This is a genomic window from Xanthobacter sp. YC-JY1 (assembly GCF_021730305.1).
In the GTDB taxonomy this organism is placed as follows: Bacteria; Pseudomonadota; Alphaproteobacteria; order Rhizobiales; family Xanthobacteraceae; genus Xanthobacter; species Xanthobacter flavus.
This window is the reverse complement of record NZ_CP032674.1, coordinates 4,921,760-4,945,558: the sequence shown is the minus strand read 5'-3', so window position 1 is coordinate 4,945,558 and position 23,799 is coordinate 4,921,760. Positions and strand designations below refer to the sequence as shown.

Genomic DNA, 23,799 nt, shown 5'->3' with positions numbered 1-23,799 from the left:
CCGCCTCAGACAGGCATCTTCTGGAAATCGTAAGGTTTGGCGAAGACGACGTTGTGGCCGCGCCGGCCTTGAACCACCGGCACGCTCATGCGCCCGACGCCGCCGACCTCAATCGTCACCACGTCGCCATCGACGATGGGTCCGACCCCCGCAGGCGTGCCGGTGGCGAAGATGTCGCCGGGATGGAGCGTGGTGGCGGAGGAGGTGATGGCGATCATGTTCGGGATGTCGACGATGAGATCCCGCGTGTTGGCCGACTGCCGCAACTCGTCGTTCACCCAAAGCCGCATGTCGAGATTGCCGGGGTCGGCGATCTCGTCTGCCGTCACGATCCAAGGGCCGACCGGCGTGAAGGTCTCGTAGGACTTGCGCATCACCCGCTCTTCCTTGCCGCGCACGGTGATGTCGAGCAGGCAGCAATAGCCGAACACGTGGTCGAGCGCCTTCTCGGGCGGAATCTCGCGTCCGGTCTTGCCTATGATAAGCCCGATCTCGCATTCGTGGTGGATCTGGCGGCCGGGCAGGTCCGGTAACTCAATGGCGTCGTGCGGGCCGCAGAGCGAGGAATTGGCCTTCAGGAAGAAGCCCTGGATGTTGGCAAGGCCGGTCGATGCCATCTCTCGTGCATGGTCGTGATAGTTGACCGGGAACGCGACGAGCTTGTTCGGCCACGGCACCGGCGTTTCGAGCCGCGCGCCGGCGAGGGGGACGCCCACCTCCCCCGCAAGCAGGGCGGCGATGCGCGGTCGCAGCGTATCGAAGTCGCGGATCAGCCGGTTCATCGCGACAGGCGGCCAATCCGCCTCGGAGGCGCCACATAGGGCACTGAGATCGACGATCTTCACCCCGTCGGTCACGCCCACACGCCAACCGTCGAACCGCACCAGCTTCATCTAGGGTCTCCTTCCGCGCCGCTGTTGTCCATGCTGCGGTGCAGCAGTAGATCGCGGATTTCTTTTCCTCGGATATTTGCGCAAGGACCGCAGACAACTGGAAACGACCTGTCTGCAGCTGCGTTCGTCACGGGTCACGTTAGCGGCGCGATGCCGTCGAACAAGACGCATAAAGGGATGGAACCGATCTCGGATCGAGAATGGTCGAGGCTCCGGCTTCCGCATTGTCGCGACGCTCGGCATCGGCTAGCATCCGGTATCAGGCTTCCTTATTCAGAAGGGCCAACCCGGCCATGGCGACAGCGAAATCGAAGGCCGTGGTGCCGCGCAGATCGGCGAAGCCCGCGAAGGCCGCGCCCCGCCCGGGAGGCGCGCCTGCGTCCACGCGGACGCTCTACCTCCTGTCGCGCGCGCACTATGCGGTGCGCGGGCGCATCGATCATGTGCTGTCGTCGGCGGGGCTGACCGGGGTGCAATACACCATCCTCAGCCTGCTGAAGGGCCGCGCGCAGCTCTCGTCGGCCGACATTGCACGGCACTATCATGTGAAGCCTCAGTCCATGAACGAGGTGATCTTCGCCCTTGAGCGGCGCGACCTGATCTGCCGCACGCCCGATCCCCGCAACCGCCGCACGCTGCGCATCACGCTGACCGATTCCGGCGATGCCACGCTGCAGGCTTGCGACGCCATGGTGCAGGCGCTGGAGGCGGACCTCTTCGCCGACATCGAGGCCGACGAGCTGGAGCGTTTCCGCGTGACCCTGAAGCGCATGCTGAATGCCCTTTCGCCGGATACGGACGAGGCGGGCTGACCCGTGAAGCGCCCGGCGCAGCTGCCGGCCCCTTCGGACATCCGGCCATGAACTTCGAGGATCTGGAAGCCTTCATCTTGGTGGCGCGGCACGGCGGTTTTTCCCGCGCGGCCACCCAGCGCCGGGTCGCCCAGTCCGCCCTGAGCAAGCGCGTCATGCGGCTGGAGCATCACCTCAACGTGCGCCTCCTGGAGCGGCACGGCCGCGGCGTGCGGCTGACCGAGCACGGCATCGCGCTGCTCGACCGGGCCAGCGGCCTCGTCGCTGAACTGAAGGAGATCGAGCGCGACATGCTCTCTCGCGCGGAGGAGGCGAGCGGGGAGATCCGCATCGCTCTTCCACCCACCACTGCCACCGTGCTGGCGCCGCTGGTCCTCGCCCAGATCCGGCGCAAATTCCCGCGGGTGAGGCTGCACATCCGCGAGGGGTTCAGCGGGGCGATCCACGACTGGTTACTCGAAGGACGCGTGGAGATCGCTCTTCTCTACAATCCGGAGGATAGCGCGGAACTGGTGATCACGCCCTTCCTGCGGGAGCCGGTCTACCTGATTGCCCCCGCGGACCATCCGCCCTTTCCGGAGGGCACCATGGGTCGCGGGCGTTTCCGACTGAAGAAGATCGGCGCTCTGCCGCTGGTCCTGCCTGGACCGACGCACAGCCTGCGTGCGCTCATGGAACGCTCCGCGGCCGAGCACCGGGTCGCGCTCGACATCGTGACCGAGATTGACGGCATGCGCGCCACCAAGGCGGTGGTGGAGGCAGGGCTCGGATTCACAGCCTTCAGCTATGCGGGCGTTTATGAGGAAGTGAACGCCGGGACACTGAAGACCATTCCCTTCACGCCCCCACTCTACTGGACGCTAGCCATGGCCGAGCGGCGATCCACCCAGATCTCCCGGGCGCTCGTGGAGGTGCGTAAGGCCATCACCGAGCAGGTAGACGTGCTCCGCGCCCGCGGCTTCTGGCGCGGCAATCCCGCCTGAGTCGGCGCGCCGCGCCCACCTGCTTTGCTTCCGCCTGCGGGACGGGATCTCGGCGACGAGATTTTTTGCGTTGACGCCAATCGCGCGGAATATATAAGGAATCCTTATATCAGGAATCCTGATTATAGTGCACCTTCGCGCCGGTCCCCGGGGCGGGGGATGATCACCGCAGGGAAAGGACACGACCATGGGCAGCAACGACGCGCAGGCAGCTGAGCGGCCGGTTCCGGGCGGCAAGACGGTGAAGGTGGAGTTCGAGGACGGCATCGCCTGGTTGAAAATCAACCGCCCCGAGAAGCGCAACGCCATGAGCCTCGAACTCGCCTATGAGATGAACGAGGTCATGGACGCGCTTGAGGTCGATGACCGCGCCGGGGTGGTGGTGCTCACCGGAGAGGGCGAGGCTTGGTCCGCCGGCATGGATCTCAAGGGCTTCTTCCGGACGGTCGATGCCATGTCGGACGTGGAGCGCATCCAGGCCTACCGCAAGAACCGAGACTGGCAGTTCCGAAAGCTGATGGTCTACGGCAAGCCCACCATCGCCATGGTCAACGGCTGGTGCTTCGGCGGCGCCTTCACGCCGCTCGTGTGCTGCGATCTGGCCATCGCCGCGGACGAGGCGGTCTTCGGTCTCTCCGAGATCAACTGGGGAATCATCCCGGGCGGCGTGGTGCCGAAGGCCATTTCGACTTTGATGAACCATCGGCAGGCGCTCTATTACTCCATGACCGGGGAGCAGTTCGACGGACGCAAGGCGGCCGAACTCGGCCTCGTCAACGAATCCGTTCCGGCGGCGCAGCTGGTGGAGCGCACCCGGGCGCTGGCGCGGGTGCTGCTCGGCAAGAATCCCGCGGTGCTGCGCGCGACCAAGATTTCCTACCGTTTCGCCCAGGACATGAGCTGGGAGCAGGCGGCCGAATATCTGCACGCCAAGGGCGACCAGACCACGGCGCTCGACCCGGAGCGCGGGCGTGAGCAGGGCCTGAAACAGTTCCTCGACGACAAGACCTACAAGCCCGGCCTCGGCGCCTATCAGCGCTGACGTTCGGGCGCTGCCGTGCGGGCTACTCCTGCGGCAGCCTCGCGAAGAGAATGCAGCGCCCGGCCACAGGGCGCGCGGGGCAGGGGAAACAGGACCGGCGCCGGGCATCGGCCCGCGCCAGCAGGGAGGAAACCTTGGAACAGCAAGTGCGCCCCGCGCGCCGGCTCCTCGACCGGCTGCTGCGGCCCCGCTCGGTGGCCATCGTCGGGGTCTCATCGAAGCCCGGATCGCTCGGCGGCGATGTGCTCGACAATCTCGAACGCTTCGGCTTTGCCGGCGACATCCATCTGGTCCACGCCCGCGAGGCCGAGGTCCGCGGCCGGCGCTGCGTGCGATCCACGGCGGATCTGCCCGAGGGCGTCGACTGCGTGGTGCTCGCCATTCCGGCCGCGGGGGTCCTGGAGGCGGTCAGAGGCTGCGCGTCGCGCAAGGTGGGCGGCGTCATCATCTTCGCCGCCGGCTTTGCCGAGCAGGACGCGGATGGCCGGGCGGCGCAGGCAGAGCTCGCCGCCATCAGCCGCGCCACGGGCATGGTCATCGAGGGACCGAACTGTCTCGGCACGTTGAACTATGCGGACGGCATTCCCCTCAGCTTCAGCGCCACCGAGCCGCATCCGCTGGCGGGACCCGGAATCGCCGTCGTTTCCCAGAGCGGCATCATGGCGGCGGGCGTGCGCGCAGCACTCCACGGGCGCGGTCTCGACGTGTCGCTCTCCGTTTCCACCGGCAACGAGGCGGCGAGCGGAGTGGAGGACTATGTCGAATACCTTGTGGACCACGACGAGACACGGGTGATCGTCCTTGTCGTGGAGCATTTCCGTCAAGGGCGTAGATTTCTGGACCTCGCCCGGCGCGCGCATGCGGCGGGCAAGCCCATTGTGCTGCTGCATCCGGGAAAGTCGGGCCCGGCGCGGGAGGCGGCGCGCACCCACACCGGCGCGATGGCGGGCGATCATGCCGTCATGCGCACGTTGGCGGAGGCCGCCGGAGTGCTCGTGGCCGACACGCTCGAGGAACTCATCGACCTCAGCGAATGTCTGCAGCGATGTCGGCAGCGGCCGTTCGGCGGCGTCTCGGTCCTAGGCGAGTCCGGGGCGCTCAGGGCCCTCATCCTGGACTATTGCGAGGAGATCAGCCTCGTCCTGCCCCAGCCCGAGGGGCAGGTCGCGCAGGCCCTGGCAAGCCTCGCGCCAGGCCTCATCCTGCCAGTGAACCCGCTCGACCTCACCGCCCAGGCTCTGGTGGATCCGAGCCTCTACGCGCGTGCTCTCGCGCCGTTGCTTGAAGACCCGCGCAGCGGCGCCGTGCTGCTTGCGATCAGCCTCACCAGTCCGGGCATGGCGAAGCGGAAGATGCCGCCGCTGCTCGACCTCATTCGCACGTTTGCCGACCGTCGGGCGCTGATCTTCGCCATGCTCGGCGACGATGCAGGCATCGGCGACGCATACATTGATGCCGTGCGCGCTCTGGGCGTGCCCTTTTTCCGCTCGCCCGAGCGCGCCCTGCGCGCCCTCGCGCGCCTCTCGGCCTGGGCCGCTCGGCCGGTGCGCGAAAGTGCGCCCGTGCCGGCCGGCGAGCCCCTGCCGCTGGGGGTGATGCCGGAATATGCGTCGAAATCCGTGCTGGAGGCCGCCGGTGTGCCCATGCCGCCGCGTATCCTCGCCCCTACCGTCGAGGCGGCGGGTGCCGCGGCCGAGTCGCTCGGCTATCCGGTGGCCTTGAAGGCGCAGGCTCCCGGCCTGCCGCACAAGAGCGACGTGGGCGGGGTGGTGCTGAACCTGCGCGATCCCGCCGCCTTGGCCGAGGGCTGGGAGAAGCTCAACGCCAACATTGCCGCGGCGGCGCCGGGCATCGCGCTCGATGGCGTGCTGGTGGAGCGCATGGCGTCGGCCGGCACGGAGCTGATCCTCGGCGCCCGCAATGATCCCGATTGGGGACCGGTGCTGGCGGTGGGGCTCGGTGGCGTGTTCGCGGAGGCGCTGGGCGATGTCCGCCTTGTTCCCGCAGACGCCGAGCCGGCCGATATCGTCCTCGCCCTCCGGCAGCTAAAGAGTGCGAAGGTGCTTGGCCCTTTCCGCGGCGCCGCGGCCCGCGACGTGACGGCGGTGGGGCGGATCGCCGCCGCGCTCGGCGCGTTCATGCGCGCCCATCCGGAGGTGGCGGAGGTGGATATCAATCCGCTGATGGTATTCGCCGAGGGGGAGGGCGCGCTCCCCCTCGACGCGCTGATCGTCGTGCGCTGAGGGGGGCGCCATGGATCTCGACCTGACCGAGGAACAGGAACTGCTGGTTGCCAGCATCGACACCCTCATGCGGCGGCATGCACCCGAGGAACGGCTGCGGTCCTGGGATGCGGCGCGTAGCTTTCCCGAGGCGCTATATCGCGAATGGGTGACGGCGGGCCTGCTTCAGCTGCCCTTCCCGGTCGAATATGGCGGCCTCGGCGGCGATGCCATGGACGTGGCGCTGGCGGTGGAGGCCATCTCGCGCTTCAGTACAGACCTGTCGATGAACTATTCCAGCACGGTGTTCTGCGGCCTCAACGTCTTGCGCAAGGGAAGCGAAGACCAGAAGCAGTATTGGCTGCCGCGCATCATGTCGGGTGCCGTCAAACACGTGATCTCCATCTCCGAGCCCGGCGCCGGAACCGACGTGGGCGCCATGACCACCCACGCCCGGCAGGACGGTGAGGACTATGTCGTCAACGGCCAGAAGCTCTGGAACACCGGCGCCGGTCTCCAGGATGCGGTGCTCAACGTCTATCTGAAGACGGATCGCAACGCGCCGTTCCGGGACGGCATGTCGCTGCTGCTGGTGGACAATGACACGAGCGGGGTGGAACTGCGCAAGCTGGAGATGCTGGGACGGCGCTGCACGGGCACCTATGAGGTCTTTTTCAACGATGTCCGCGTGCCCGCCACCCGCCTCGTCGGCGGAGAGGGCGGTGGATGGGGCTGCCTCATGTCCGGACTTCAGCTGGAACGGGCGGTCTCGGCCGCGAGCAGCTGCGGCGGCGCGCAGGCGGTGGTGGACCTCGCCGTGGCCTATGCGCGCCAGCGCCATCAGTTCGGCGCGCCGATCGGCAGCTTCCAGGCCATCGGCCACGCCGTCGCAGACATGCAGACGGCGGTAGACGCGGCACGGATGCTGATGCTGCGCGCCGTCTTCCTCGTGACCCGTGGGCGCGACGCCTTGCGCGAGATCACCGAGGCCAAGCTGTTCGCCTCCGAAACCTTCGTGAAGGTGGCCGGCCAGGGCGTGCAGATCATGGGGGCCTACGGGCTGAGCACCGAATATGCCATGGAGAGGCACTATCGGGATGCCCGCTCGGCGACCATCGCGGCCGGGACATCGGAGACACTGCGGACCCTGGTGGCCGGGCTCATGGGACTGAAGGCCCGAAGGTGAGGCTGCTCACGGACACAGGGCACCCAGCGGTGTGTTCCGGCGTGTCAGATTAGCGGCACGATAGCGCTGGACAAGACGCATTGAGCGATAGAATCGATCTCGGCGGACCTTTCCCTGCAGGTGCTTGCACGTTCCCTGTTTTCTGAAAAATATTCGCTGTTCCAATTTATTGGAATTTTCGATAGAAAATCATGATATCAATATCATATACGAGCCAAAAGTCCTGAATGAGATCCGGAATCGGAAAATTTCCTGCAAATTACCGGGAAACAGGGAAATTCAGCGGAGACGAGTTCGCAGCCGACTGCGGCCGCCGCCAGATATCCTTAAAACTTCAGCACGTCGGCCAGCTGCGGCCCGAGGTGGATGGACGCCGGCCCATCATCGGTTGAGGTGACTCAGAACACATCCGTCAGAACTTCATCCGGGCGGAGAGAACGGCCTCGAACGGAGCGCCCACGGCGACGCCGAGGTTGTTGGTCCCGATGGACGACACGTAGTAGGTTGTGTCGAACAGGTTCTTCACGTTGAGTTGGATCGTGAGCGGGGTCACCGCCCAGGGGGTCGGTTTTTCGATGGTGTAGGCGACCATGGCGTCGAACACCACGTAGCCCGGCAGCCAGAAGTTGTTGGCCGCCGAACCCGGCGCCTCGCTCTGGCCGTGGAAGCCGCCACCCACCTTCAGGGAATTCTCGCCCCACACCTTGCCGAAATCGTAAGTCGCGAACAGCGAGAAGGTGTGCGCGGCGACGTTGGCTGGCACGTTGCCGGCATATTGGGGATCCTCGACGATCTTCGCGTCGGTGTAGCCGTAGCTCGCGATGAGATTGATCTGGTCCGTGACGGCGCCGGAAATGTCGAACTCGAAGCCCCGCGAGCGCACCTTGCCGGCGGTGCGGGCGAAGGTCTCGCCGTTGATGACCTCGTTGTAGAGCACGTTCTCCTTCTCGATGTTGAAGATGGCGACGGTGCCCGTGAGGCCCTTCAGCACCTCGAACTTCATGCCGGCCTCGTAGGAGACGCCGGTCTCCGGCGGCAGCGAACCGATCTCGCTGGCGATGGAGATCTGCGGCACGAAGGAGGTGGCGTAGTTGGCATAGAAGGAGAGCTTGTCGGTGGCCTTGTAGACGAGGCCCGCCCGCGGCATGAACTCGCCGCCTTCGCCATCCGTATTGAGGTTGAACGGGCGGCCCTTGCCGGCGGTCTGCGTGTACCAGGCATAGCTGCCGCCGGCGACGACGATCCATTGGTCGGTCAGGTAGATCGCGTCCTGCGCATAGCCGCTGTAGAGGGTCTGGTTGGCCTGCTGGTCGCTGTCGGCGGCGGAGACGGTGGTGCAGGCGGGCAGGGTGCCGTACACCGGGTGGTAGATGTTGAAGCCCTTCTTGTTCTTGCAGCGGATCATGTCCGTGCGCAGCACGTCGTAGTCGTTGACGTTGGCGCCGAACAGCAGCTCGTTCTTCATGCCGGCGATCGTCACGGTGCCGGTGAGGTCGGCGCGCAGGTTCTGGTCGTGCTGGGTGGAATCCTGGGTCGCGTCCGCCCGCCGCGTGAGGATGCCGGTGGCGGAATCGTAGGCGATCACGCGGGCCTGGTTGTCCGCGTAGACGTCCTGGCTCCAGGCGTAATTCACCTTCAGCTTCCAGGCATCGTTGAAGGCATGCTCGACACCGGCGAGCACAAGGTCGGACGTGCCGTTGGTGACGTTGTAGGGCTCGTCGAAGCGGATGCGCCGGTCTACCGGCACGGCCTTGCCGGTGGTCAGATCGAAGATGGTCCCGCGGTCGAACGGCACGGAATATTCGCGGTGGGTATAAGCGAGGGTGGCCGTGGTGTTCTCGCCGTACCAGGCCAGCGAGGGCGCCAGGATGCCCTGCTCGATGTCGCCGAAATTGCGCCAGTAGTTCTGGTCCTGCCACTCGCCGATGAAGCGGAAGGCGAGCCCCGTGCCGTTGATGGGGCCGGTGACGTCGAAATCGCCGTATCCCCCGCCGAAGCTCGACAGCGAGCCGTTGAGATAGGCGTTGAAGGTTTCCTGCGGCTTCTTGGTGATGACGTTGATGATGCCGCCCGGCTCCTGGATGCCATAGAGGGTGGAGGCCGGCCCCTTGAGCACTTCCACCCGGTCGGTGGTGGCGTTGAAGCTGCGCGGCAGCACGGTGCGCAGGCCGTTGGTGAGCACGCCGCCGTCGCGATTGTCGCCGAAGCCGCGGCGGATGAAGGCATCCTGCGTGCCGCCGAGCGTGTTGGCCACCGTCACGTTCGAGATGTTCTGCAACACCTGTTCGAGCGTGGTGGCGTTCTGGTCCTGGATGACCTCCTGCGTCACCGTGTTGATGGCCGCTGGAATGTCCAGCACGGGCATCTGGGTGAGGGTGGCTGTGGAGGTGGTGATGGCCTGGTAGCCCACCACGACGCCGTCGCCGCGTTCGGCATTCACCACGATGGTCGGAAGGTCGGTGTCGGAACCGGGGACATCCCAGGCGGGCGGGGCGGTGGGTTGCGCGGGTGGCGTCTGGGCCTCAGCCGTGCCGGCGCCGAGCTGAGCCAGCACAAGCAGTGAGGCCGAAAGGGATAGGCGCGCGCCCAATGGCAAAGGAGAAGTCATCAGTCCCAAAATCCCGGTCCGAGCCGCGCGGCGGCGAGAGCCGATCCGCGTTCGTGTCAGGCCGAGTTCTTCAAACCCAGATGTAGTAGTAAATTCTGGAACCCATCAAAGGCGCCGGAATGAAAGCTTGCGCGCATCCAAGCCGAAGATGCACTCCAATGCAAATGAGGTCAGCTTCGCGACAGAAAATCCCGCGAATGTCCCCCGGTCCAGTGTTGTCATGAAGCGGACATCTCACATTTAAATTATTCCAATATAAATATGCCGAGCCCCGCATGGCCGCCTATTGTGGATGAGCTTGGATTTCCTCAAACATGTCCGCCGTCACGCGCTTTGACTACTACATGGGCACGCGACACAGGAGAGGGGGCGAGGCCAACGGTCGGGCGCCGATTTTTTTAGCCGCGGGCACTGCGGCGATCAGGTATTGCGAGGAAGCTGTGCTGAACACGGCGCGGGCGGAAGATGTCACGGGAGCGGAGGCCGTCCGCCTGCGCATCGACACGCTCAAGGCCGGATATGGCCAGCGACTGGTGGTGGACGGGGTGAGCTTCACCGTCGTGGCCGGCCGCATGACGGCGCTCATCGGTCCCAACGGCTCCGGAAAATCCACTCTGCTCGCAACCATGGCGCGCCTGCTCCAGCCCATGGGCGGAACAGTCCTGCTCGATGGCCGCGCGGTGCATGGGCAGCCGACGCGGGCGCTGGCGCGGGAGCTGGGCCTCCTGCCCCAGAGCCCATTGGTGCCGGAGGGGCTCACCGCCTACGAGCTGGTTTCCCGCGGGCGCCACCCCCATCAGGGCTTCCTCAGCCAATGGAGCGACGCGGACGATGCGGCCGTGGAGAAGGCGATGCACCTCACCGGCACGCGCGACTTCGCCGCGACGCCGGTGGCGGCGCTCTCGGGCGGGCAGCGCCAGCGCTGCTGGATCGCCATGGCCATGGCGCAGCAAACGTCGGTGATCCTGCTGGACGAGCCCACCACCTTCCTCGACCTGCGCTATCAGGTGGAGGTGCTGGATCTGCTCGCCCGCCTCGCGCGCGATCTCGGACGCACCGTGGTGGTGGTGCTGCACGACCTCAACATGGCCCTCGCTTATGCCGACACCGTGCTCTGCCTGAAGGACGGGCGCATCCGCGCCGTGGCCGGGGAGGGCCGAAGCCTTGCTGCGGCGGACGTGGCCGACATCTTCGGCGTGGAGGTGGAGGCGCTCATCCATCCGCGCACCGGCAAGCCGGTGTTCGTGCCCCTCGGCGCTGCACGCGGAGCGGGCACGTGAGCCTCGCGGTGACGGGCCTCGCCACCACCCGGCCCCGGAGGCGTCTCGCGCGCCCCGTCCTCATCGCATCTGGCCTCATGCTGCTGCTCGTCGGGCTGGCCATCGCCCATCTCGGCTTCGGCGCGCGGGCCATCGCGCCGGAGGTGGTGGTGCGTGCGCTGATCGCCTTCGATGCCGACAGCTTCGACCACAACGTGATTGTCGAGCTGCGCCTGCTGCGGCTCCTCGCGGCGCTGGTGGTGGGCGCGGGGCTCGGCCTCACCGGGGCACTCATCCAGTCCGTCACCCGCAACCCGCTGGGAGAGCCCCATGTGCTGGGGCTGAACGCCGGTGCGGCGCTGGCGGTGGTTACGACGCTCACGCTCTCCTCGTTCCTCGGGCCGGTATTGCCGGCTCCGGCGCTCGCCGCCGGGCGGCCGCTGGTGGCCGGCCTCGGGGCGATTCTTCTGTGCGCGGCGGTGCTCGGCGTTGCCGCGCTGGGGCGCACCGGCATGACGCCCCTGAAGGTGACATTGTGCGGGGTCGCCTTCTCCGCCTTCGCCGCGGCCCTCACCTCCGCGCAGTTGCTTCTGGACGACCAGACGCTCGCGACCGTGCGCCTGTGGCTCGCCGGAGACCTCTCCGGCCTCAGCTATGGCGCGCTGTGGGCCGCCTTGCCGCCCGCCATGGCCGGCCTCGCGCTCGCGCTGGTGCTCGCGGGCCGGCTCGATGCCTTGGCCATGGGCGATCAAATGGCGGCGGGGCTGGGAATCCACGTGGCACGCACCCGACTGATGGCGCTTGTCGCCGCCGGTCTGCTCTGCGGCGCGGCCGTCTCGCTGGCCGGGCCCATCGGGTTCGTCGGGCTGGTGGTGCCTCATGTCGTCAAGGCGCTGGGCGTGCGCGACATGAGGGTCGTGCTGCCCCTGAGCGCGCTGGCCGGCGCGGCGCTGCTGGTGGCGGCGGACCTCGCCGCGCGCAGCCTGTTCGCGCCGCGGGAGCTGGCGACCGGCATCGTGACGGCGCTTGTCGGCGTGCCCGTCTTCATCGCCCTCGCCGCACGGCGGCGACCATGAGGACCGTCGCCCGCGCGGCGGGCTACCGCCGGTTCAGCGCCGGCCCCGTGAGCCTGCGCCTGCGGCCCCGCGCGGCGGGGGTGGCGGCAGCGCTCGTGGCGCTGATCTGCGCCGGAGCCGCTTTCGCCCTCGCCTCGGGCAGCCTGCCTATTCCGCTGCGCGCCGTGATGGCGGCGCTCCTCGGCGGCGACGTGCCGCCAGAGGTGGCCCACGTGATCACCGGCGTGCGGCTGCCGCGGGTGGTGCTGGCCCTGATCGCGGGCGCCATGCTGGGCCTCTCCGGGGCCGCATTGCAGGCGCTCACGCGCAACGGGCTCGCCGATCCCGGTCTTGTGGGGGTGAAGGAGGGAGCGAGCCTCGCCGTGCTGGTGCTCATCCTCGCCTTTCCGGCCCTCGGGGCGGCGTGGCGGCTGCCGGTGGGCATGGCGGGCGGGCTCGCGGTGGCGCTCGCCGTGGTGCTGATCGCCCGCGACCTGTCGGGCGTGCGTTTCGTGCTGGTGGGCATCGGCGTGTCGTGGCTGCTGGCCTCGGCGCTGCTCGTCTTCATCACCACCGCCGACATCAACGATGTGGAGACGGCGCTCGTCTGGCTCGCCGGCAGCCTTCATGCCGCCGAGTGGACGCTTATCCCCGCCCTCGCAGTGTGGGGCGCGCTGGGCGCGGGCGCGCTGTTCGCCACCGCCCGCGCCGCCGACGTGGCGCTGCTGGGCGACGCCGCCGCCACCGGGCTCGGCGTGCGCCTCCAACGCACCGGCCTGTTCGGGCTGGCGGCGCCGGTGCTGATGACTGCGGCTGCGGTGTCCTGCGTGGGCAGCCTCGGCTTCGTCGGCCTCATCGCCCCGCACATGGCGCGGCTCGTGGTGGGTGGCGGGCAGGCTGCGGTGCTCGCCGCCAGTGGTCTCCTCGGCGCGGCGCTGGTGCTGGTGGCGGACACGGCCGGCCGTCTCCTGTTCGCCCCGCTGCAGATCCCCGCCGGCATCGTGATGACGCTGGCCGGCGTGCCGCTCTTCCTCTTCCTGCTGTGGCGGCGGCGCGACCAGATATGACCGGATCCAGCCCATGATCGCCCTGCTCCGCCTCGCGGCCCTCGCGCTCGCCTTCGCCGTCCACTTGGCCCCCGCCCACGCGCAGACCCGCTTGTTCACCGACGATCTCGGCCGGACGGTGGAGGTGCCGGCGCGCCCGCAGCGCATCGTCTCCCTGCACGACCTCGACATCACCTTGCCGCTGATCGAGCTCGGCGTCCTGCCGGTGGCCAGCCATGGCCGGGTGCGCTCGGACGGCACGCGCTTCCTGCGGGCGGGAAAGCTGCTGACCGGCGTCGATTTCGACACCGCGCCCATCGCCTTTATCGGCGCCAACGCCATCGACATCGAGGCGGTGGCCGCGGCGAAGCCCGACCTCATCATTACGTCGCCCACCCGCGACACGCCCGTCTCGCAGCTGGAGCGCATCGCCCCCACCGTCAGTATCGAGCACCTGAAGGGCGGGCCGGACGCCATTTATGGGAAGCTCGCCGCGCTCACCGGCACCGAGGGCCGGCTGGCGACCCTCAAGGCCCGCTATGCGGCGCAGATCGCGCAGCTGCGCGGGCTCGTCGACACGGCAGGCATCACCGTGGTGAGCTTCCAGGCGAACCAGGGCAAGATCACCGTCTTCCATACCGACCGCGCCCTCGGCAGGGTGCTGCGCGATGCCGGCTTCCGCTTTCCGAAGATCGTGGAGGGCATCCCCGAGGGGGGGCGCATGGACGTGAGCGCCGAGCGCCTGCCCGACCTTGAGGCTGATCTCGCCTTCGGCACCTTCCGTTCCGACCTCGGCCACGGACCGGCGGCGGAAATGGCGGACATGGAGAAGGTGATGCCCGGCTGGTGCCGCCTGATGAAGGCATGCCGGGAGGGCCGCTACGTGCTGCTGCCGCGTGATGAAACCATTTCCAATACCTTTGCCGCGCTCAATCTGGTGGCGGCCGTGGTGGAGGCCGAGGTCATCCGGCTCCGGCTCGCGCGCCGCTAGCGCGGCCCCGCATCACTTCGGACTCGTTCCAAACATTTGCGCACGCATGGAAAACCGCGTTCGCCTGTGCCAGCATCCCGGCCTCGGAAGGCAGGCGGGGCAGGGCCGGCAGGGGGATGACGTCACAGGGACGCAAGGCCAGGACGGACAGGTTCGGCGCGCGGCTGCGCAGCCGGGGCGCGAGTCTCTCGCCGCAGCTCAAGGTCGTTGCCGACTACATCAATGAGAACCGCCGCACCGTGCTCGGCCAGTCGGCGCTGGAGATCGCGGCGGAGACCGGCACCTCGGACGCCACCGTCATCCGCGCCGTGCAGGCACTCGGTTTCGATGGACTGAAGGACCTCAAGGGTACGCTCGCCGGCTTCCTGGGCGGCATCGTCTCCTCGGCCGACAAGATGACCTCCACGACCGAGCAGCTTGCCCGCGACGTGGACGCCTCCATCGATTTCGTCCGCGCCGGACACATGGCCGGCATCGAAGAGGTCACGCGCCCCGAGAATCGGCGGGCCATCGCCGCGGCCATCGAACTGATGCGCGCGCGAGAGGGGATCGGTATCTTCGGGATCGGCGCATCCGCCATTCTCGCCGACTATGTCGCCCGTCTCCTGGTCCGAAACGGCCGTCACGCCTACGCGCTGAACCGTACCGGCATCGCGCTCGGAGAGCAGTTGCTCGCCATGCGGCGCGGCGATGTGCTCATCATGATGGGACAGGCGAGCGCCCATCGCGAGGGCGTGGCGGCGCTTGAGGAGGCGCGGCGGCTGGACGTGCCGATGATCCTGCTCACCGGCGCCGCCTCGCCCGCCTTCGGCAAGCAGGCCCAGGTGGTGGTGAAGGTGCCGCGGGGCAAGTCGGAGACTGTTCCGCTGCACGGGGTGGTGCTCGCCTGCCTGGAGATGATCGTGTTCGGCCTCGCCGCGGCGGAGCCGGAACGCTCGCTGCGGTCGCTGGAGCGGCTGCACGTGCTTTATGAAGACATCCGCCGCCCCCCGCGCGGGAATTGAAGGGCGGCGAAGGCCTTGTCTATCGGTTGCTTCCCCGGCATGAGCCGGAAGCATCCGGCGCTTGGCTGTGGAGCTGCCCCGCGCCCGCTTTCACCTCGGCGAAGCTGAGACCCCCCAGGGAGCGATTTCCGGCAGCGCCCACGCCCGATCATGGCGTGGTGGCACCCCACCTTCCCTCAACCCTCCGAGACGTGGTTCACGGCGTCGCGGATGATGTTGGCGACCGCCTGCGGCAGGGACAATAGCGACATGTGGCTCGCCACCAGTTCCACCGTCTGGGCGTTGATGCGGCGGCCGAGATCGCGCTGCAGCTCCACGCTCACCGCGCGGTCCTGACTCGACACGATGTACCAGCTGGGACGGTCGGCCCAGGCCGGCGTGCTGATCTTGTCGCCGAACGTGGTCAGCGAGAGCGGGGTCTGCACGGCGGAGAGCACGCGCGCGTCCTGTTCGGGAAGGTCCTGCGCGACATTGGCGATCCAGCTCGCCTCGCTCATCTTGAGGAAACCCTCGCCGAACGGGGTGACGCCGCCGAGGCCGGGCGGGGTGGGATGCGCATTCACCTGGTCGCCGGTCGACTGGCCGGCATCGGGGGCGAACGCCGCGACATAGACCAGAGCCTTCACCTTCGGGTCGTTGCCGGCCTCGGTGATCACGGTGCCACCCCAGCTGTGGCCGACCAGAACAACCGGACCGTCGATGGTGGCGAGCGTGCGCCGGGTGGCGGCCACGTCGTCCGCGAGAGACGTGGTGGGGTTCTGCACCGCAACGACGGCAATGCCCTCGCGCTGGAGATAGGGGATGACGAGGCGCCAGCTGGACGCATCGGCCCAGGCGCCGTGGACAAGGACGACGGCGACGTCTTTCGAGGGGGTGGTCATGGACGTGTTCCTCTTGGATTGAGGGGGCTCGATGAAGCGGGCGTCAGCCACGCCAGCCGTCGAGGAAGTCGAGGAGGAGGCGGTTGACGACCGCCGGCTGTTCTTCGTGGGGGAGATGGCCGCAGCGCTCGATGGGGACGGCGACAAGATTTTCGGCCATCTCGGCCCACACCTGCGCCATGTCGAAGCTCTTGCCCACCGCGCCGAAGTCCGCGCCCCAGAGCGAAAGCACGGGGCAGGCGATTTTCACCTCAGCGTCAACGAGGTCCTGCGCATTGTCTTCGGCATTGGCGCGGTAGTCGGCCATTGCACCCCGCACGGCGCCGGGGGCGCGATAGGCGGCGACATAGGTGTCGAAATCCGCGCCGCTGATCGTGTGCGGGTTGAAGCACCAGTCGGAGAAGAAGTGGCGCAGCCAGAGGTCCTCGCGCCCGGCGATCAGCGCCTCGGGCAGGTCGGGCACCAGATGGAACATGAAGAACCAGTAGGCCTTGGCGATCTGCGCATTCATGGAGCCCGCGACGATGCGGGTCGGCACATTGTCCATCACCACGAGGCGGTCGAGCCGTTCGGGATGGTCTTTGGCGAAGCGGGTGGCGACACGGGCGCCGCGATCATGACCGACCAAGGCGATCTTCTCGATATCGAGGCTCTCGAGGAGCGCGACGAGGTCGTTCGCCATGGTGCGCTTGTCGTAGCCGGCAGCGGGCTTGTCGGTCTCGCCGTAGCCGCGCAAATCGGGAGCGATGACGCGGTAATGCGCGGCGAGTGCCGGGATCTGGTGGCGCCACGCGAAGCTGGTCTCGGGAAAGCCGTGCAGCAGCACGACGGGGGCGCCCGCACCCGCTTCCAGATAGTGCTGGCGGATGCCGTTGGCGCGAACTGTATGGTGGCGGATCTCGGTCATCGGATGTGCTTTCGGGATGGCGGCGCGGGACGGGGCGGTTCTGAAACGCCGTCCCGGCGGTCGGGTCCGCCGGCCGCGCGCCGCACGGAAAGTCCATGCAGCCGGTGAGACACCGGGCGCGATGGGCCATTCTCAATCTGCTTGCTGGACGCCGTGGAATGCTGTTCGTCGCGAGCGAACTTAGCGGCTTGCGGGCGCGGGTGTGATACGGTCGCCGGATAAGGATTATATCGCGAGCCGTTAGAATGGATTTCCTCGCCCTGTCGATCCTTGCCGAGGTGGCCGGGGGGAGCAGCCTGTCCAAGGCGGCCCGGACCTTGCGCATCACCCCCATGGCGGCGACGCGCCAGCTCTCCGCGCTGGAGACCGAAGTGGGCGCCCGGCTCGTCCACCGCACCACCCGCTCGCTTGCCCTCACCCCCGAGGGCCAGTCCTTCCTGCCGCATGCACGGGCCCTGCTCGAGGAGCGCGCCAGCGCCTATGCGAGCGTGCGCCCGGTCACTGAAGGCGGCTTCGGCCTGCTGCGGCTCACCAGCTCGGTCGCTTTCGGGCGCAAGGTCATCGCGCCGATGATCCCCGACTTCATGCGCGCCAATCCGGCGCTGAAGGTGGATCTGATGATGACCGACAGCCTCGTCGATCTCGTCACCGAGGGGCTGGACCTCGCCATCCGCATCGCCAAGCTGAACGACAGCAGCCTGGTCGCGCGGCGGCTCGCCGATAATCCGCGCGTGTTGCTTGCCTCACCGGACTATATGGAACAGCACGGCGTGCCGGAGAGACTGAGCGATCTCGCGCGGCACGAATGCCTCGCCATCAGCGGGACGACGCACTGGTCTTTCAAGACTGCTGAACTCTTGACCACGGCAAGGATCGAGGGGCGGTTCTCGGCCAATTCCATCGAAGGCCTGTTACAGGCCTGCATGGGCGGACTGGGTGTCGCCAACCTGTCCTTTTGGTTTGTGCGGGACGAGATCGCCGACGGCCGGGTGAAGGTCATCGAACTTCAGGACGCACACCCCGAGCCGCTGGATGTCTGGGCCGTCTATCCCACCAGCCGGATGGTGCCGTCGAAGGTCCGCCTGTTCATCGACGCGCTGGCGGCTCGGCTCAAGAGGTGAGCGCGATTGTTTAGTGTGCTTCCTGGTGTGGACACGGCAGATGGTCGATGCCGAGCGACGCGACGACGTTCTTGCCCTCGGCGCGGAGGCGGTGTTCGACTATCGGTCCGAGGACTTTGAAAAGGGCGTGCGCGACGCCACCGGGGGAATAGGGGTCGACGTGGTCGTCGACTTCGTCGGCGGCGACTATCTCCCGCGCAATCTGCGGAGCCTCGCGCCGGGCGGTCGTCTCGTTCAGGTCGGTCTGCTGGGCGGGCAGGACAGCACGACCATTCCGCTGGCCCTCCTGCTGCACAATCATCTTCGCCTCATCGGGACGGTGATGAAATCGCGGACGGCGGACGAGAAACGCGCCATGGTGCGGCGCTTCGCGGAAGGCGCGCTGCCTTTGTTCGCCGATGGCCGGCTGACGCCTCTGGTCGGCAGGGTCTATCCCCTCGCACAGGCCGCCGAGGCGCATCGCGCCATGGAAGAGGGCGGCGGGTTCGGAAAGATCGTTCTCAAGGTCGCGGAGTAGAGCCGCGGCGAACCCTCCGCGTGCCCAGCTTCAACGTGGCGATTTCAAGCCGGCGCCGGCCCGGGCTAGTGTGGGCCCGAACCGGGGTGGGGGAGGGGCGGGGATGACCGAGCAGGGGGTGCTGCGCATATCCATCGGCGTCACCCTGCTGCTGGCGCTGCTGGGCATCGTGTTCGGCCTGCTGTCGGGCTCCTATGCCATCGTGTTCGATGGCGTCTACGCCCTCACCGACGCCAGCATGACGGTGCTCGCCCTCGTGGTGGCGCGGCTGATTGCGACCTCCACCGCGCCGGGGGCGTCGGCCAAGGGGCTCGTCGCGCATTTCACCATGGGGTTCTGGCATCTGGAGCCCATGGTGCTGGGGCTCAACGGCATCCTGCTCATGAGCGCGTCAGTCTATGCGCTCATCAATGCCGTGGGCAGCCTCATGTCGGGTGGCCGGGCGCTCGATTTCGATCAGGCGATCCTCTACGCGGTCATCACGGTCGCGGTGGCGCTCTTCATGGCGCTGTTCGTGCGGCGGGCGAACCGGACGATCCGCTCCGATTTCCTCGCGCTCGACGCCAAGGCGTGGCTGATGTCGGCCGGGCTCACCTTCGCGCTGCTGGTGGCGTTCCTCGTCGGCCTCGCGGTGCAGGGCACGCCGCGCGCGTGGATCTCGCCCTATATCGATCCGGTGGCGCTGGCGGTGGTCTGCCTCGTCATCATCCCCCTGCCGTTCGCCACGGTGAAGCAGGCGCTGGCGGACATCCTCCTCGTCACCCCGCCGGCGCTTAAGGAGCACGTGGATGCCGTGGCCGCCGGCATCGTCGCGCGCTACGGCTTCCTCTCCTTCCGCTCCTATGTCGCGCGGGTGGGGCGGGGGCGGCAGATCGAGCTCTACTTCATCGTGCCCCAGGGCTGGCCGGCCATGCGGCTGGAGCAGTGGGACGTGATCCGCGACGAGATCGGCGCCGCCATCGGCAACGACACGCCCGACCGCTGGCTGACCATCGCCTTCACCACGGATCCGGAATGGGCGGACTGAGCCTTCGGTGTCGCGTGAATTGGTCAGGCCAATTTTCCACTTGCGGCATGGCGTCACTCCGTTCATAGAGTTTTCACGTGCCATATGACGATATTGGACTGACCAATATCCTGATGCCGCGCGGGAGCCGCCCCTTGGCCGACCTGACCGACACCATCGAAGCCCTCATCGCCGAACGCGGCCTTCAGCCCGGCGCGCGCCTGCCGGCCGAGCGGGCGCTGGCGGCGGAGCTGAACGTGTCGCGGCCCACGCTGCGCGAGGCCATCCGGCATCTTGCGAGTCGCGGTCGGCTGGTGAGCCGCAGGGGCGGGGGCACCTATGTGGCCGCGCCGGCCGATGCGCCGCTGGCCCAGGCGCTCGGTCCGCTGGCGGCGGAGGCGGCGGGGGAGCCGGGCTACTGGCACGACGTGATGGAAATCCGCAAGTCGCTGGACGCGGACATGGCCTTCCACGCCGCGCTGCGTGCCGGCCCGCAGGACAAGGCGAACCTTCAGGCGGCGCTGGAGAATGTCATCTCCGCCGGCGCCACCGATGCGGCCACGCAGGCGAAAGCCGATTCCGCCTTCCACATGGCGGTGGCGGAAGCCTCCCACAATGCGGTGATGCGGCAGGTGATGGCGGGCCTCTTCGACCTGCTGCGCCACTCCATCTCCCGCAGCCTCGAAAAGCTCTACCTCATTGCGAGCACCGCGCAGGCGCTGGACGACCAGCACCGCGCCATCGCCGCCGCCATCATCGCGGGGCGGCCCGAAGAGGCGCGCAAGGCCGCGCTGCTGCATCTCGAATTCGTCGAGGAAACCCTGCGGGAGATCGAGGACGACGCGGCGCGCCGCCGTCGCTCGTCCCGCGTCGCCCTACGCCAGCAAGAGAAAGAACTGACGCCGTGATCATCTCCTCCGCCTCGGACTATCGCGAAGCCGCCCGCCGGCGCCTGCCGCCCTTCCTGTTCCACTACATCGACGGCGGCGCCTATGCGGAAGTGACGCTCGGGCGCAACGTCTCCGACCTCACCCAGCTCGCCCTGCGCCAGCGCGTGCTCAAGAGCGTGGGTGAGGTGGATCTGTCCACGACGCTGCTCGGCGAAAAGCTCGCCATGCCCATGGCGCTGGCCCCGGTCGGCCTGTGCGGGATGTTCGCCCGCCGTGGCGAGGTGCAGGCGGCCAAGGCCGCGCTCGACAAGGGCATCCAGTTCACCCTCTCCACCGTCTCGGTGTGCCCCATCGAGGAAGTGCGCGCCAAGGTGGAGAAGCCCTTCTGGTTCCAGCTCTATGTGCTCAAGGACCGGGGCTTCATGAAGAACGCGCTGGAGCGCGCCTGGACGGCGGGCATCCGCACGCTGGTCTTCACCGTGGACATGCCGGTGCCCGGCGCGCGCTATCGCGATGCTCATTCCGGCATGTCTGGCCCCAACGCTGCCGTGCGCCGCATGGTGCAGGCCGCGCTTCATCCCTTCTGGGCCTATGACGTGGGCCTGATGGGTACGCCGCACGATCTCGGCAACGTCTCCGCCTATCGCGGCAACAAGACCACGCTGGAAGATTATGTCGGCTGGCTCGGCGCCAATTTCGACCCCTCCATCGGCTGGCGCGATCTGGAATGGATCCGCGAGTTCTGGAAGGGCCCGATGGTCATCAAGGGCATCCTCGATCCGGAGGACGCGGAGGACGCGGTGCGCTTCGGCGCCGACGGCATCGTGGTATCGAACCATGGCGGCCGGCAGCTCGACGGCGTGCTTTCTTCGGCCCGCGCGCTGCCGCCCATCGCCGACAAGGTGAAGGGGAGCCTCGCCATTCTCGCCGATTCCGGCATCCGCTCCGGCCTCGACGTGGTGCGCATGGTGGCGCAGGGGGCGGACGGCGTGCTGCTGGGCCGCGCCTTCGTCTATGCGCTGGCCACCGACGGCCAGAAGGGCGTGGAAAACCTGCTCGATCTCTTCGCCAAGGAGATGCGGGTCGCCATGACGCTCACCGGCGCGCGCAACCTCTCGGAAATCTCCAGCGAAAGCCTCGTGCGCGAGGTGGAACAGCCGCTGAAGAACATCTCCGCCGCGGCGGAGTGAGGGGAGGGGGCTCAGCTGCCCCCGCCGACCGCTCCGCGCGGTCGCGCCTTACGCTCCTCGGGGCCGGCTTTGGCCGACCTCGACTTTCATGGACCCGCGCCCGGCATCAGCCGGCGGGCTTGTCCTTGGGCCCGTAGGCGGCCAGGAACACCCGGACGGCGCGGCCGACCGTGCGCTCGATGTCCTCGGGCGTCGGCCCTTCGGACACGCCGAACATGAGCGCCTTCACCTGATTGCCCTGGCAGAGGTTGAAGAACTCGAAGGCGGCGGCCTGGCAGTCGTCCACGTCCAGCCGGCCCAGCTCCACCTGCCGCTGAAGCAGCTCGGCGAGGCGGCGGCCACCGTGGCAGGGGCCGGTCTCGAAGAAGGTCTGGCCGATGGCCGGAAATTTCTCCGCCACGCCGAACACCATGCGCACGAGCCGGATGTGGTTCGGCCGGATCATCATGTTCATGAACGTGACGCCGATGCGCCGCAGCAGGCTCTCGACATCCGCATCCGCTTCGTCGAACTCGAACAGGCGTTCGGCGGACTGGCGGCGGTCGGCCTCCACCAGCGCGCGGAACAGGTCCGCCTTGCTCTGGAAATAGACGTAGATGGTGGCCTTGGAGACCGCGGCCGCGCGGGCGATCTCGTCCATGCTCGCGCCGTCGAAGCCCTTGTGGAAGAAGACGCGGCGCGCACCGTCGATGATGTCGAGGCGCTTCTTCGCCTCCATATCCTGTTCGGCGGGCGAGGGGGCGTTGCCGTCCGTGGCGCGCTCCTTGGCGCGTTCGAGTGCCTCGTTCATGTCCGCCCTCCTTCGGCGGGTTCCTGCATGGGACCGTTCCAACATTTTGTCAAAGTAATTGACTAAACCGTTCAGTTCAATATAGTGCCCGCAGATTTTGACTAAACCGTTCAGTCAGGCCCCAGCTGGCCGGGAGAGACCAAGGTGGCTCAGATCATCAAGAAGGAAGCGGCCGCGCCCGCTCTTGCACCCGAACCGCAGCCGGATGCCCAGTCCGAAACCCCCTCGGCTGGCGTGACCGTGCTCAAGGCGCGGCGGGAGGAGACCCATCCCGCCGCGCCTGCGGTGGAAGCGGAGGCTCCGGCGCCGGCCAAGGCGCGCTCGCGCAAGCCCTTCATCTTCGGCACGGTCCTGGCCGTCCTCGCGGTGGCCGGCGGCTGGTATGGCCTGAACTGGTGGCAGGTGGGCCGCTTCCAGGTGTCGACGGACGACGCCTATGTGGCGGCCGACACTTCCGTCATCGCGGCCAAGGTCGGCGGCTACGTGAAGAGCGTGGACGTGGATACCAACCAGTGGGTCAAGGCCGGCGACGTGATCGCCCGCATTGATGACGGCGACTATCGCCTCGCCCTCCAGTCGGCGGAAAACAAGATCGCCACCCAGGAGGCGACCCTGTCCCGCTTCGACCAGCAGGAGATGGCGGCCCGCGCCACTGTCGACCAGATGAAGGCGCAGCTCGCCTCGGCCGAGGCCGACCAGAGGCGCGCGCAGGCGGAATTCGACCGGCAGGACAAGCTCGCCCGCTCCGACTTCGCCAGCCGCTCCACCCTCGACAATGCCCGCGCCGACAAGGACAAGACCGCCGCGAGCGTGGAGGCCGCCAAGGCCGCCATCGCCTCCGCCGAGGCGCAGGTGGTGGTGCTCGCCGCCCAGCGCACCGAGGCGTCGCACGTGCTCGACGAACTGAAGACCGCCCGCGACCAGGCGAAGCGCGACCTGGACTTCACCGTCGTGCGTGCGCCCATCGACGGGGTGGTCGGCAACCGCGCCGCGCAGGTGGGCCAGCTGGTGCAGACCGGCACGCGCCTCGTCGCCGTGGTGCCGCTGGAGAGCGTCTATGTGGACGCCAACTTCAAGGAGACCCAGCTCGGTCGCCTGAAGCCCGGCCAGAGCGTCAACGTCTATGTGGACGCCTATCCGGACCACGACTTCGCCGGCAAGGTGGTGAGCGTGTCCCCGGCCTCCGGCTCGGTGTTCAGCCTGCTGCCGCCGGAGAACGCCACCGGCAACTTCACCAAGATCGTGCAGCGCATTCCCGTGCGCATCGCCATCGATCCCAAGGTGCTGGCCAAGCACGAGCTGCGCCCCGGCATGTCGGTGACGGCGACTGTGGACACCAAGTCCGCCCCCGCCACCTCCACGGCCGCCGCGCCCACCCCTTCGCCCGCGTCCTGAC

At 67.8% G+C, this 23,799-nt stretch carries 21 protein-coding genes; 16 read left to right on the top strand and 5 right to left on the bottom strand.

Annotated elements, in window-relative coordinates; all coding sequences use genetic code 11:
- Nucleotides 1-5 precede the first annotated feature (5 nt).
- Nucleotides 6-893 carry a fumarylacetoacetate hydrolase family protein gene (locus D7006_RS23180; protein ID WP_237354727.1) on the bottom strand — a complete coding sequence of 296 codons (888 nt, stop codon included), beginning with the start codon at nucleotides 891-893 and terminating at the stop codon, nucleotides 6-8.
- Nucleotides 894-1,186: 293 nt separating this feature from the next.
- Between D7006_RS23180 and D7006_RS23175 the strand changes: the two genes are divergently transcribed.
- From D7006_RS23175 to D7006_RS23155, 5 genes are all read left to right on the top strand, one after another.
- Nucleotides 1,187-1,705: a MarR family winged helix-turn-helix transcriptional regulator gene (locus tag D7006_RS23175; RefSeq protein ID WP_237354726.1), complete on the top strand. Its 519-nt coding sequence runs from the start codon at nucleotides 1,187-1,189 to the stop codon at nucleotides 1,703-1,705.
- 47 nt (nucleotides 1,706-1,752) lie between these two features.
- Nucleotides 1,753-2,688 (top strand): LysR family transcriptional regulator, encoded by a 936-nt coding sequence (locus tag D7006_RS23170; protein ID WP_237354725.1) that lies wholly within the window; start codon nucleotides 1,753-1,755, stop codon nucleotides 2,686-2,688.
- 187 nt (nucleotides 2,689-2,875) lie between these two features.
- Nucleotides 2,876-3,730 (top strand): p-hydroxycinnamoyl CoA hydratase/lyase, encoded by an 855-nt coding sequence (locus tag D7006_RS23165; RefSeq protein WP_237354724.1) that lies wholly within the window; start codon nucleotides 2,876-2,878, stop codon nucleotides 3,728-3,730.
- A 134-nt stretch (nucleotides 3,731-3,864) separates the two neighbouring features.
- On the top strand, nucleotides 3,865-5,973 hold the full coding sequence (locus tag D7006_RS23160; RefSeq protein ID WP_237354723.1) for an acetate--CoA ligase family protein: 2,109 nt from the start codon (nucleotides 3,865-3,867) through the stop codon (nucleotides 5,971-5,973).
- Between the two features lie 10 nt (nucleotides 5,974-5,983).
- Nucleotides 5,984-7,138, top strand: a complete 1,155-nt coding sequence (locus D7006_RS23155; RefSeq protein ID WP_237354722.1) for an acyl-CoA dehydrogenase family protein — start codon at nucleotides 5,984-5,986, stop codon at nucleotides 7,136-7,138.
- A gap of 412 nt (nucleotides 7,139-7,550) precedes the next feature.
- On the opposite strand, the gene D7006_RS23150 is transcribed toward D7006_RS23155, so the two are convergent.
- Entirely contained in the window at nucleotides 7,551-9,746 is a 2,196-nt protein-coding gene (locus D7006_RS23150) for a TonB-dependent siderophore receptor (protein WP_237354721.1), read from the bottom strand.
- A gap of 440 nt (nucleotides 9,747-10,186) precedes the next feature.
- Here D7006_RS23150 and D7006_RS23145 point away from each other — a divergent pair, with 440 nt between their 5' ends.
- From D7006_RS23145 to D7006_RS23125, 5 genes are all read left to right on the top strand, one after another.
- Nucleotides 10,187-11,026: an ABC transporter ATP-binding protein gene (locus tag D7006_RS23145; protein WP_237354720.1), complete on the top strand. Its 840-nt coding sequence runs from the start codon at nucleotides 10,187-10,189 to the stop codon at nucleotides 11,024-11,026.
- Complete coding sequence (locus D7006_RS23140) at nucleotides 11,023-12,081, top strand: iron ABC transporter permease (protein WP_237354719.1); 1,059 nt, start codon at nucleotides 11,023-11,025, stop codon at nucleotides 12,079-12,081. The genes D7006_RS23145 and D7006_RS23140 overlap by 4 nt, the downstream gene beginning before the upstream one ends.
- Nucleotides 12,078-13,127, top strand: a complete 1,050-nt coding sequence (locus tag D7006_RS23135) for an iron ABC transporter permease (protein WP_237354718.1) — start codon at nucleotides 12,078-12,080, stop codon at nucleotides 13,125-13,127. The genes D7006_RS23140 and D7006_RS23135 overlap by 4 nt, the downstream gene beginning before the upstream one ends.
- A gap of 13 nt (nucleotides 13,128-13,140) precedes the next feature.
- Nucleotides 13,141-14,097 (top strand): ABC transporter substrate-binding protein, encoded by a 957-nt coding sequence (locus D7006_RS23130; protein WP_237354717.1) that lies wholly within the window; start codon nucleotides 13,141-13,143, stop codon nucleotides 14,095-14,097.
- Nucleotides 14,098-14,213: 116 nt separating this feature from the next.
- Nucleotides 14,214-15,101 carry a MurR/RpiR family transcriptional regulator gene (locus D7006_RS23125; protein WP_169122054.1) on the top strand — a complete coding sequence of 296 codons (888 nt, stop codon included), beginning with the start codon at nucleotides 14,214-14,216 and terminating at the stop codon, nucleotides 15,099-15,101.
- 176 nt (nucleotides 15,102-15,277) lie between these two features.
- Here D7006_RS23125 and D7006_RS23120 read toward each other — a convergent pair whose 3' ends face one another.
- Both D7006_RS23120 and D7006_RS23115 read right to left on the bottom strand, forming a co-directional pair.
- The gene (locus tag D7006_RS23120) at nucleotides 15,278-15,982 is read right to left on the bottom strand and encodes an alpha/beta fold hydrolase (protein ID WP_237354716.1); all 705 of its coding nucleotides are present in this window, start codon (nucleotides 15,980-15,982) and stop codon (nucleotides 15,278-15,280) included.
- Nucleotides 15,983-16,025: 43 nt separating this feature from the next.
- Entirely contained in the window at nucleotides 16,026-16,889 is an 864-nt protein-coding gene (locus D7006_RS23115) for an alpha/beta fold hydrolase (RefSeq protein WP_237354715.1), read from the bottom strand.
- 245 nt (nucleotides 16,890-17,134) lie between these two features.
- Here D7006_RS23115 and D7006_RS23110 point away from each other — a divergent pair, with 245 nt between their 5' ends.
- The 5 genes from D7006_RS23110 to lldD all read left to right on the top strand — a co-directional run bounded on the left by D7006_RS23110 (nucleotide 17,135) and on the right by lldD (nucleotide 21,613).
- Nucleotides 17,135-18,010: a LysR family transcriptional regulator gene (locus D7006_RS23110; protein WP_237354714.1), complete on the top strand. Its 876-nt coding sequence runs from the start codon at nucleotides 17,135-17,137 to the stop codon at nucleotides 18,008-18,010.
- Nucleotides 18,011-18,050: 40 nt separating this feature from the next.
- Nucleotides 18,051-18,527 (top strand): zinc-binding dehydrogenase, encoded by a 477-nt coding sequence (locus tag D7006_RS23105; protein ID WP_237354713.1) that lies wholly within the window; start codon nucleotides 18,051-18,053, stop codon nucleotides 18,525-18,527.
- 103 nt (nucleotides 18,528-18,630) lie between these two features.
- Nucleotides 18,631-19,554 carry a cation diffusion facilitator family transporter gene (locus D7006_RS23100; protein ID WP_237354712.1) on the top strand — a complete coding sequence of 308 codons (924 nt, stop codon included), beginning with the start codon at nucleotides 18,631-18,633 and terminating at the stop codon, nucleotides 19,552-19,554.
- Nucleotides 19,555-19,688: 134 nt separating this feature from the next.
- On the top strand, nucleotides 19,689-20,441 hold the full coding sequence (locus D7006_RS23095) for an FCD domain-containing protein (RefSeq protein WP_237354711.1): 753 nt from the start codon (nucleotides 19,689-19,691) through the stop codon (nucleotides 20,439-20,441).
- Nucleotides 20,438-21,613: an FMN-dependent L-lactate dehydrogenase LldD gene (gene lldD / locus D7006_RS23090; RefSeq protein WP_237354710.1), complete on the top strand. Its 1,176-nt coding sequence runs from the start codon at nucleotides 20,438-20,440 to the stop codon at nucleotides 21,611-21,613. The genes D7006_RS23095 and lldD overlap by 4 nt, the downstream gene beginning before the upstream one ends.
- A 106-nt stretch (nucleotides 21,614-21,719) precedes the next feature.
- On the opposite strand, the gene D7006_RS23085 is transcribed toward lldD, so the two are convergent.
- Nucleotides 21,720-22,403, bottom strand: coding sequence for a TetR/AcrR family transcriptional regulator (locus tag D7006_RS23085; protein WP_169122027.1), 684 nt, complete (start codon nucleotides 22,401-22,403; stop codon nucleotides 21,720-21,722).
- 144 nt (nucleotides 22,404-22,547) lie between these two features.
- Here D7006_RS23085 and D7006_RS23080 point away from each other — a divergent pair, with 144 nt between their 5' ends.
- Entirely contained in the window at nucleotides 22,548-23,798 is a 1,251-nt protein-coding gene (locus tag D7006_RS23080; RefSeq protein WP_371744989.1) for an HlyD family secretion protein, read from the top strand.
- Nucleotide 23,799: the final 1 nt, after the last annotated feature.

Excerpts from the sequence above, each read along its gene's own strand:
- D7006_RS23170 (WP_237354725.1), top strand. The coding sequence starts at position 1,753 with ATGAACTTCGAGGATCTGGAAGCCTTCATCTTGGTGGCGCGGCACGGC.
- D7006_RS23175 (WP_237354726.1), top strand. The coding sequence starts at position 1,187 with ATGGCGACAGCGAAATCGAAGGCCGTGGTGCCGCGCAGATCGGCGAAG.
- D7006_RS23150 (WP_237354721.1), bottom strand. The coding sequence starts at position 9,746 with ATGACTTCTCCTTTGCCATTGGGCGCGCGCCTATCCCTTTCGGCCTCA.
- D7006_RS23110 (WP_237354714.1), top strand. The coding sequence starts at position 17,135 with ATGGATTTCCTCGCCCTGTCGATCCTTGCCGAGGTGGCCGGGGGGAGC.
- D7006_RS23130 (WP_237354717.1), top strand. The coding sequence starts at position 13,141 with ATGATCGCCCTGCTCCGCCTCGCGGCCCTCGCGCTCGCCTTCGCCGTC.
- D7006_RS23120 (WP_237354716.1), bottom strand. The coding sequence starts at position 15,982 with ATGACCACCCCCTCGAAAGACGTCGCCGTCGTCCTTGTCCACGGCGCC.
- D7006_RS23100 (WP_237354712.1), top strand. The coding sequence starts at position 18,631 with ATGACCGAGCAGGGGGTGCTGCGCATATCCATCGGCGTCACCCTGCTG.
- D7006_RS23135 (WP_237354718.1), top strand. The coding sequence starts at position 12,078 with ATGAGGACCGTCGCCCGCGCGGCGGGCTACCGCCGGTTCAGCGCCGGC.
- D7006_RS23125 (WP_169122054.1), top strand. The coding sequence starts at position 14,214 with ATGACGTCACAGGGACGCAAGGCCAGGACGGACAGGTTCGGCGCGCGG.
- D7006_RS23155 (WP_237354722.1), top strand. The coding sequence starts at position 5,984 with ATGGATCTCGACCTGACCGAGGAACAGGAACTGCTGGTTGCCAGCATC.
- D7006_RS23165 (WP_237354724.1), top strand. The coding sequence starts at position 2,876 with ATGGGCAGCAACGACGCGCAGGCAGCTGAGCGGCCGGTTCCGGGCGGC.
- D7006_RS23105 (WP_237354713.1), top strand. The coding sequence starts at position 18,051 with ATGGTCGATGCCGAGCGACGCGACGACGTTCTTGCCCTCGGCGCGGAG.
- D7006_RS23180 (WP_237354727.1), bottom strand. The coding sequence starts at position 893 with ATGAAGCTGGTGCGGTTCGACGGTTGGCGTGTGGGCGTGACCGACGGG.
- D7006_RS23085 (WP_169122027.1), bottom strand. The coding sequence starts at position 22,403 with ATGAACGAGGCACTCGAACGCGCCAAGGAGCGCGCCACGGACGGCAAC.
- D7006_RS23115 (WP_237354715.1), bottom strand. The coding sequence starts at position 16,889 with ATGACCGAGATCCGCCACCATACAGTTCGCGCCAACGGCATCCGCCAG.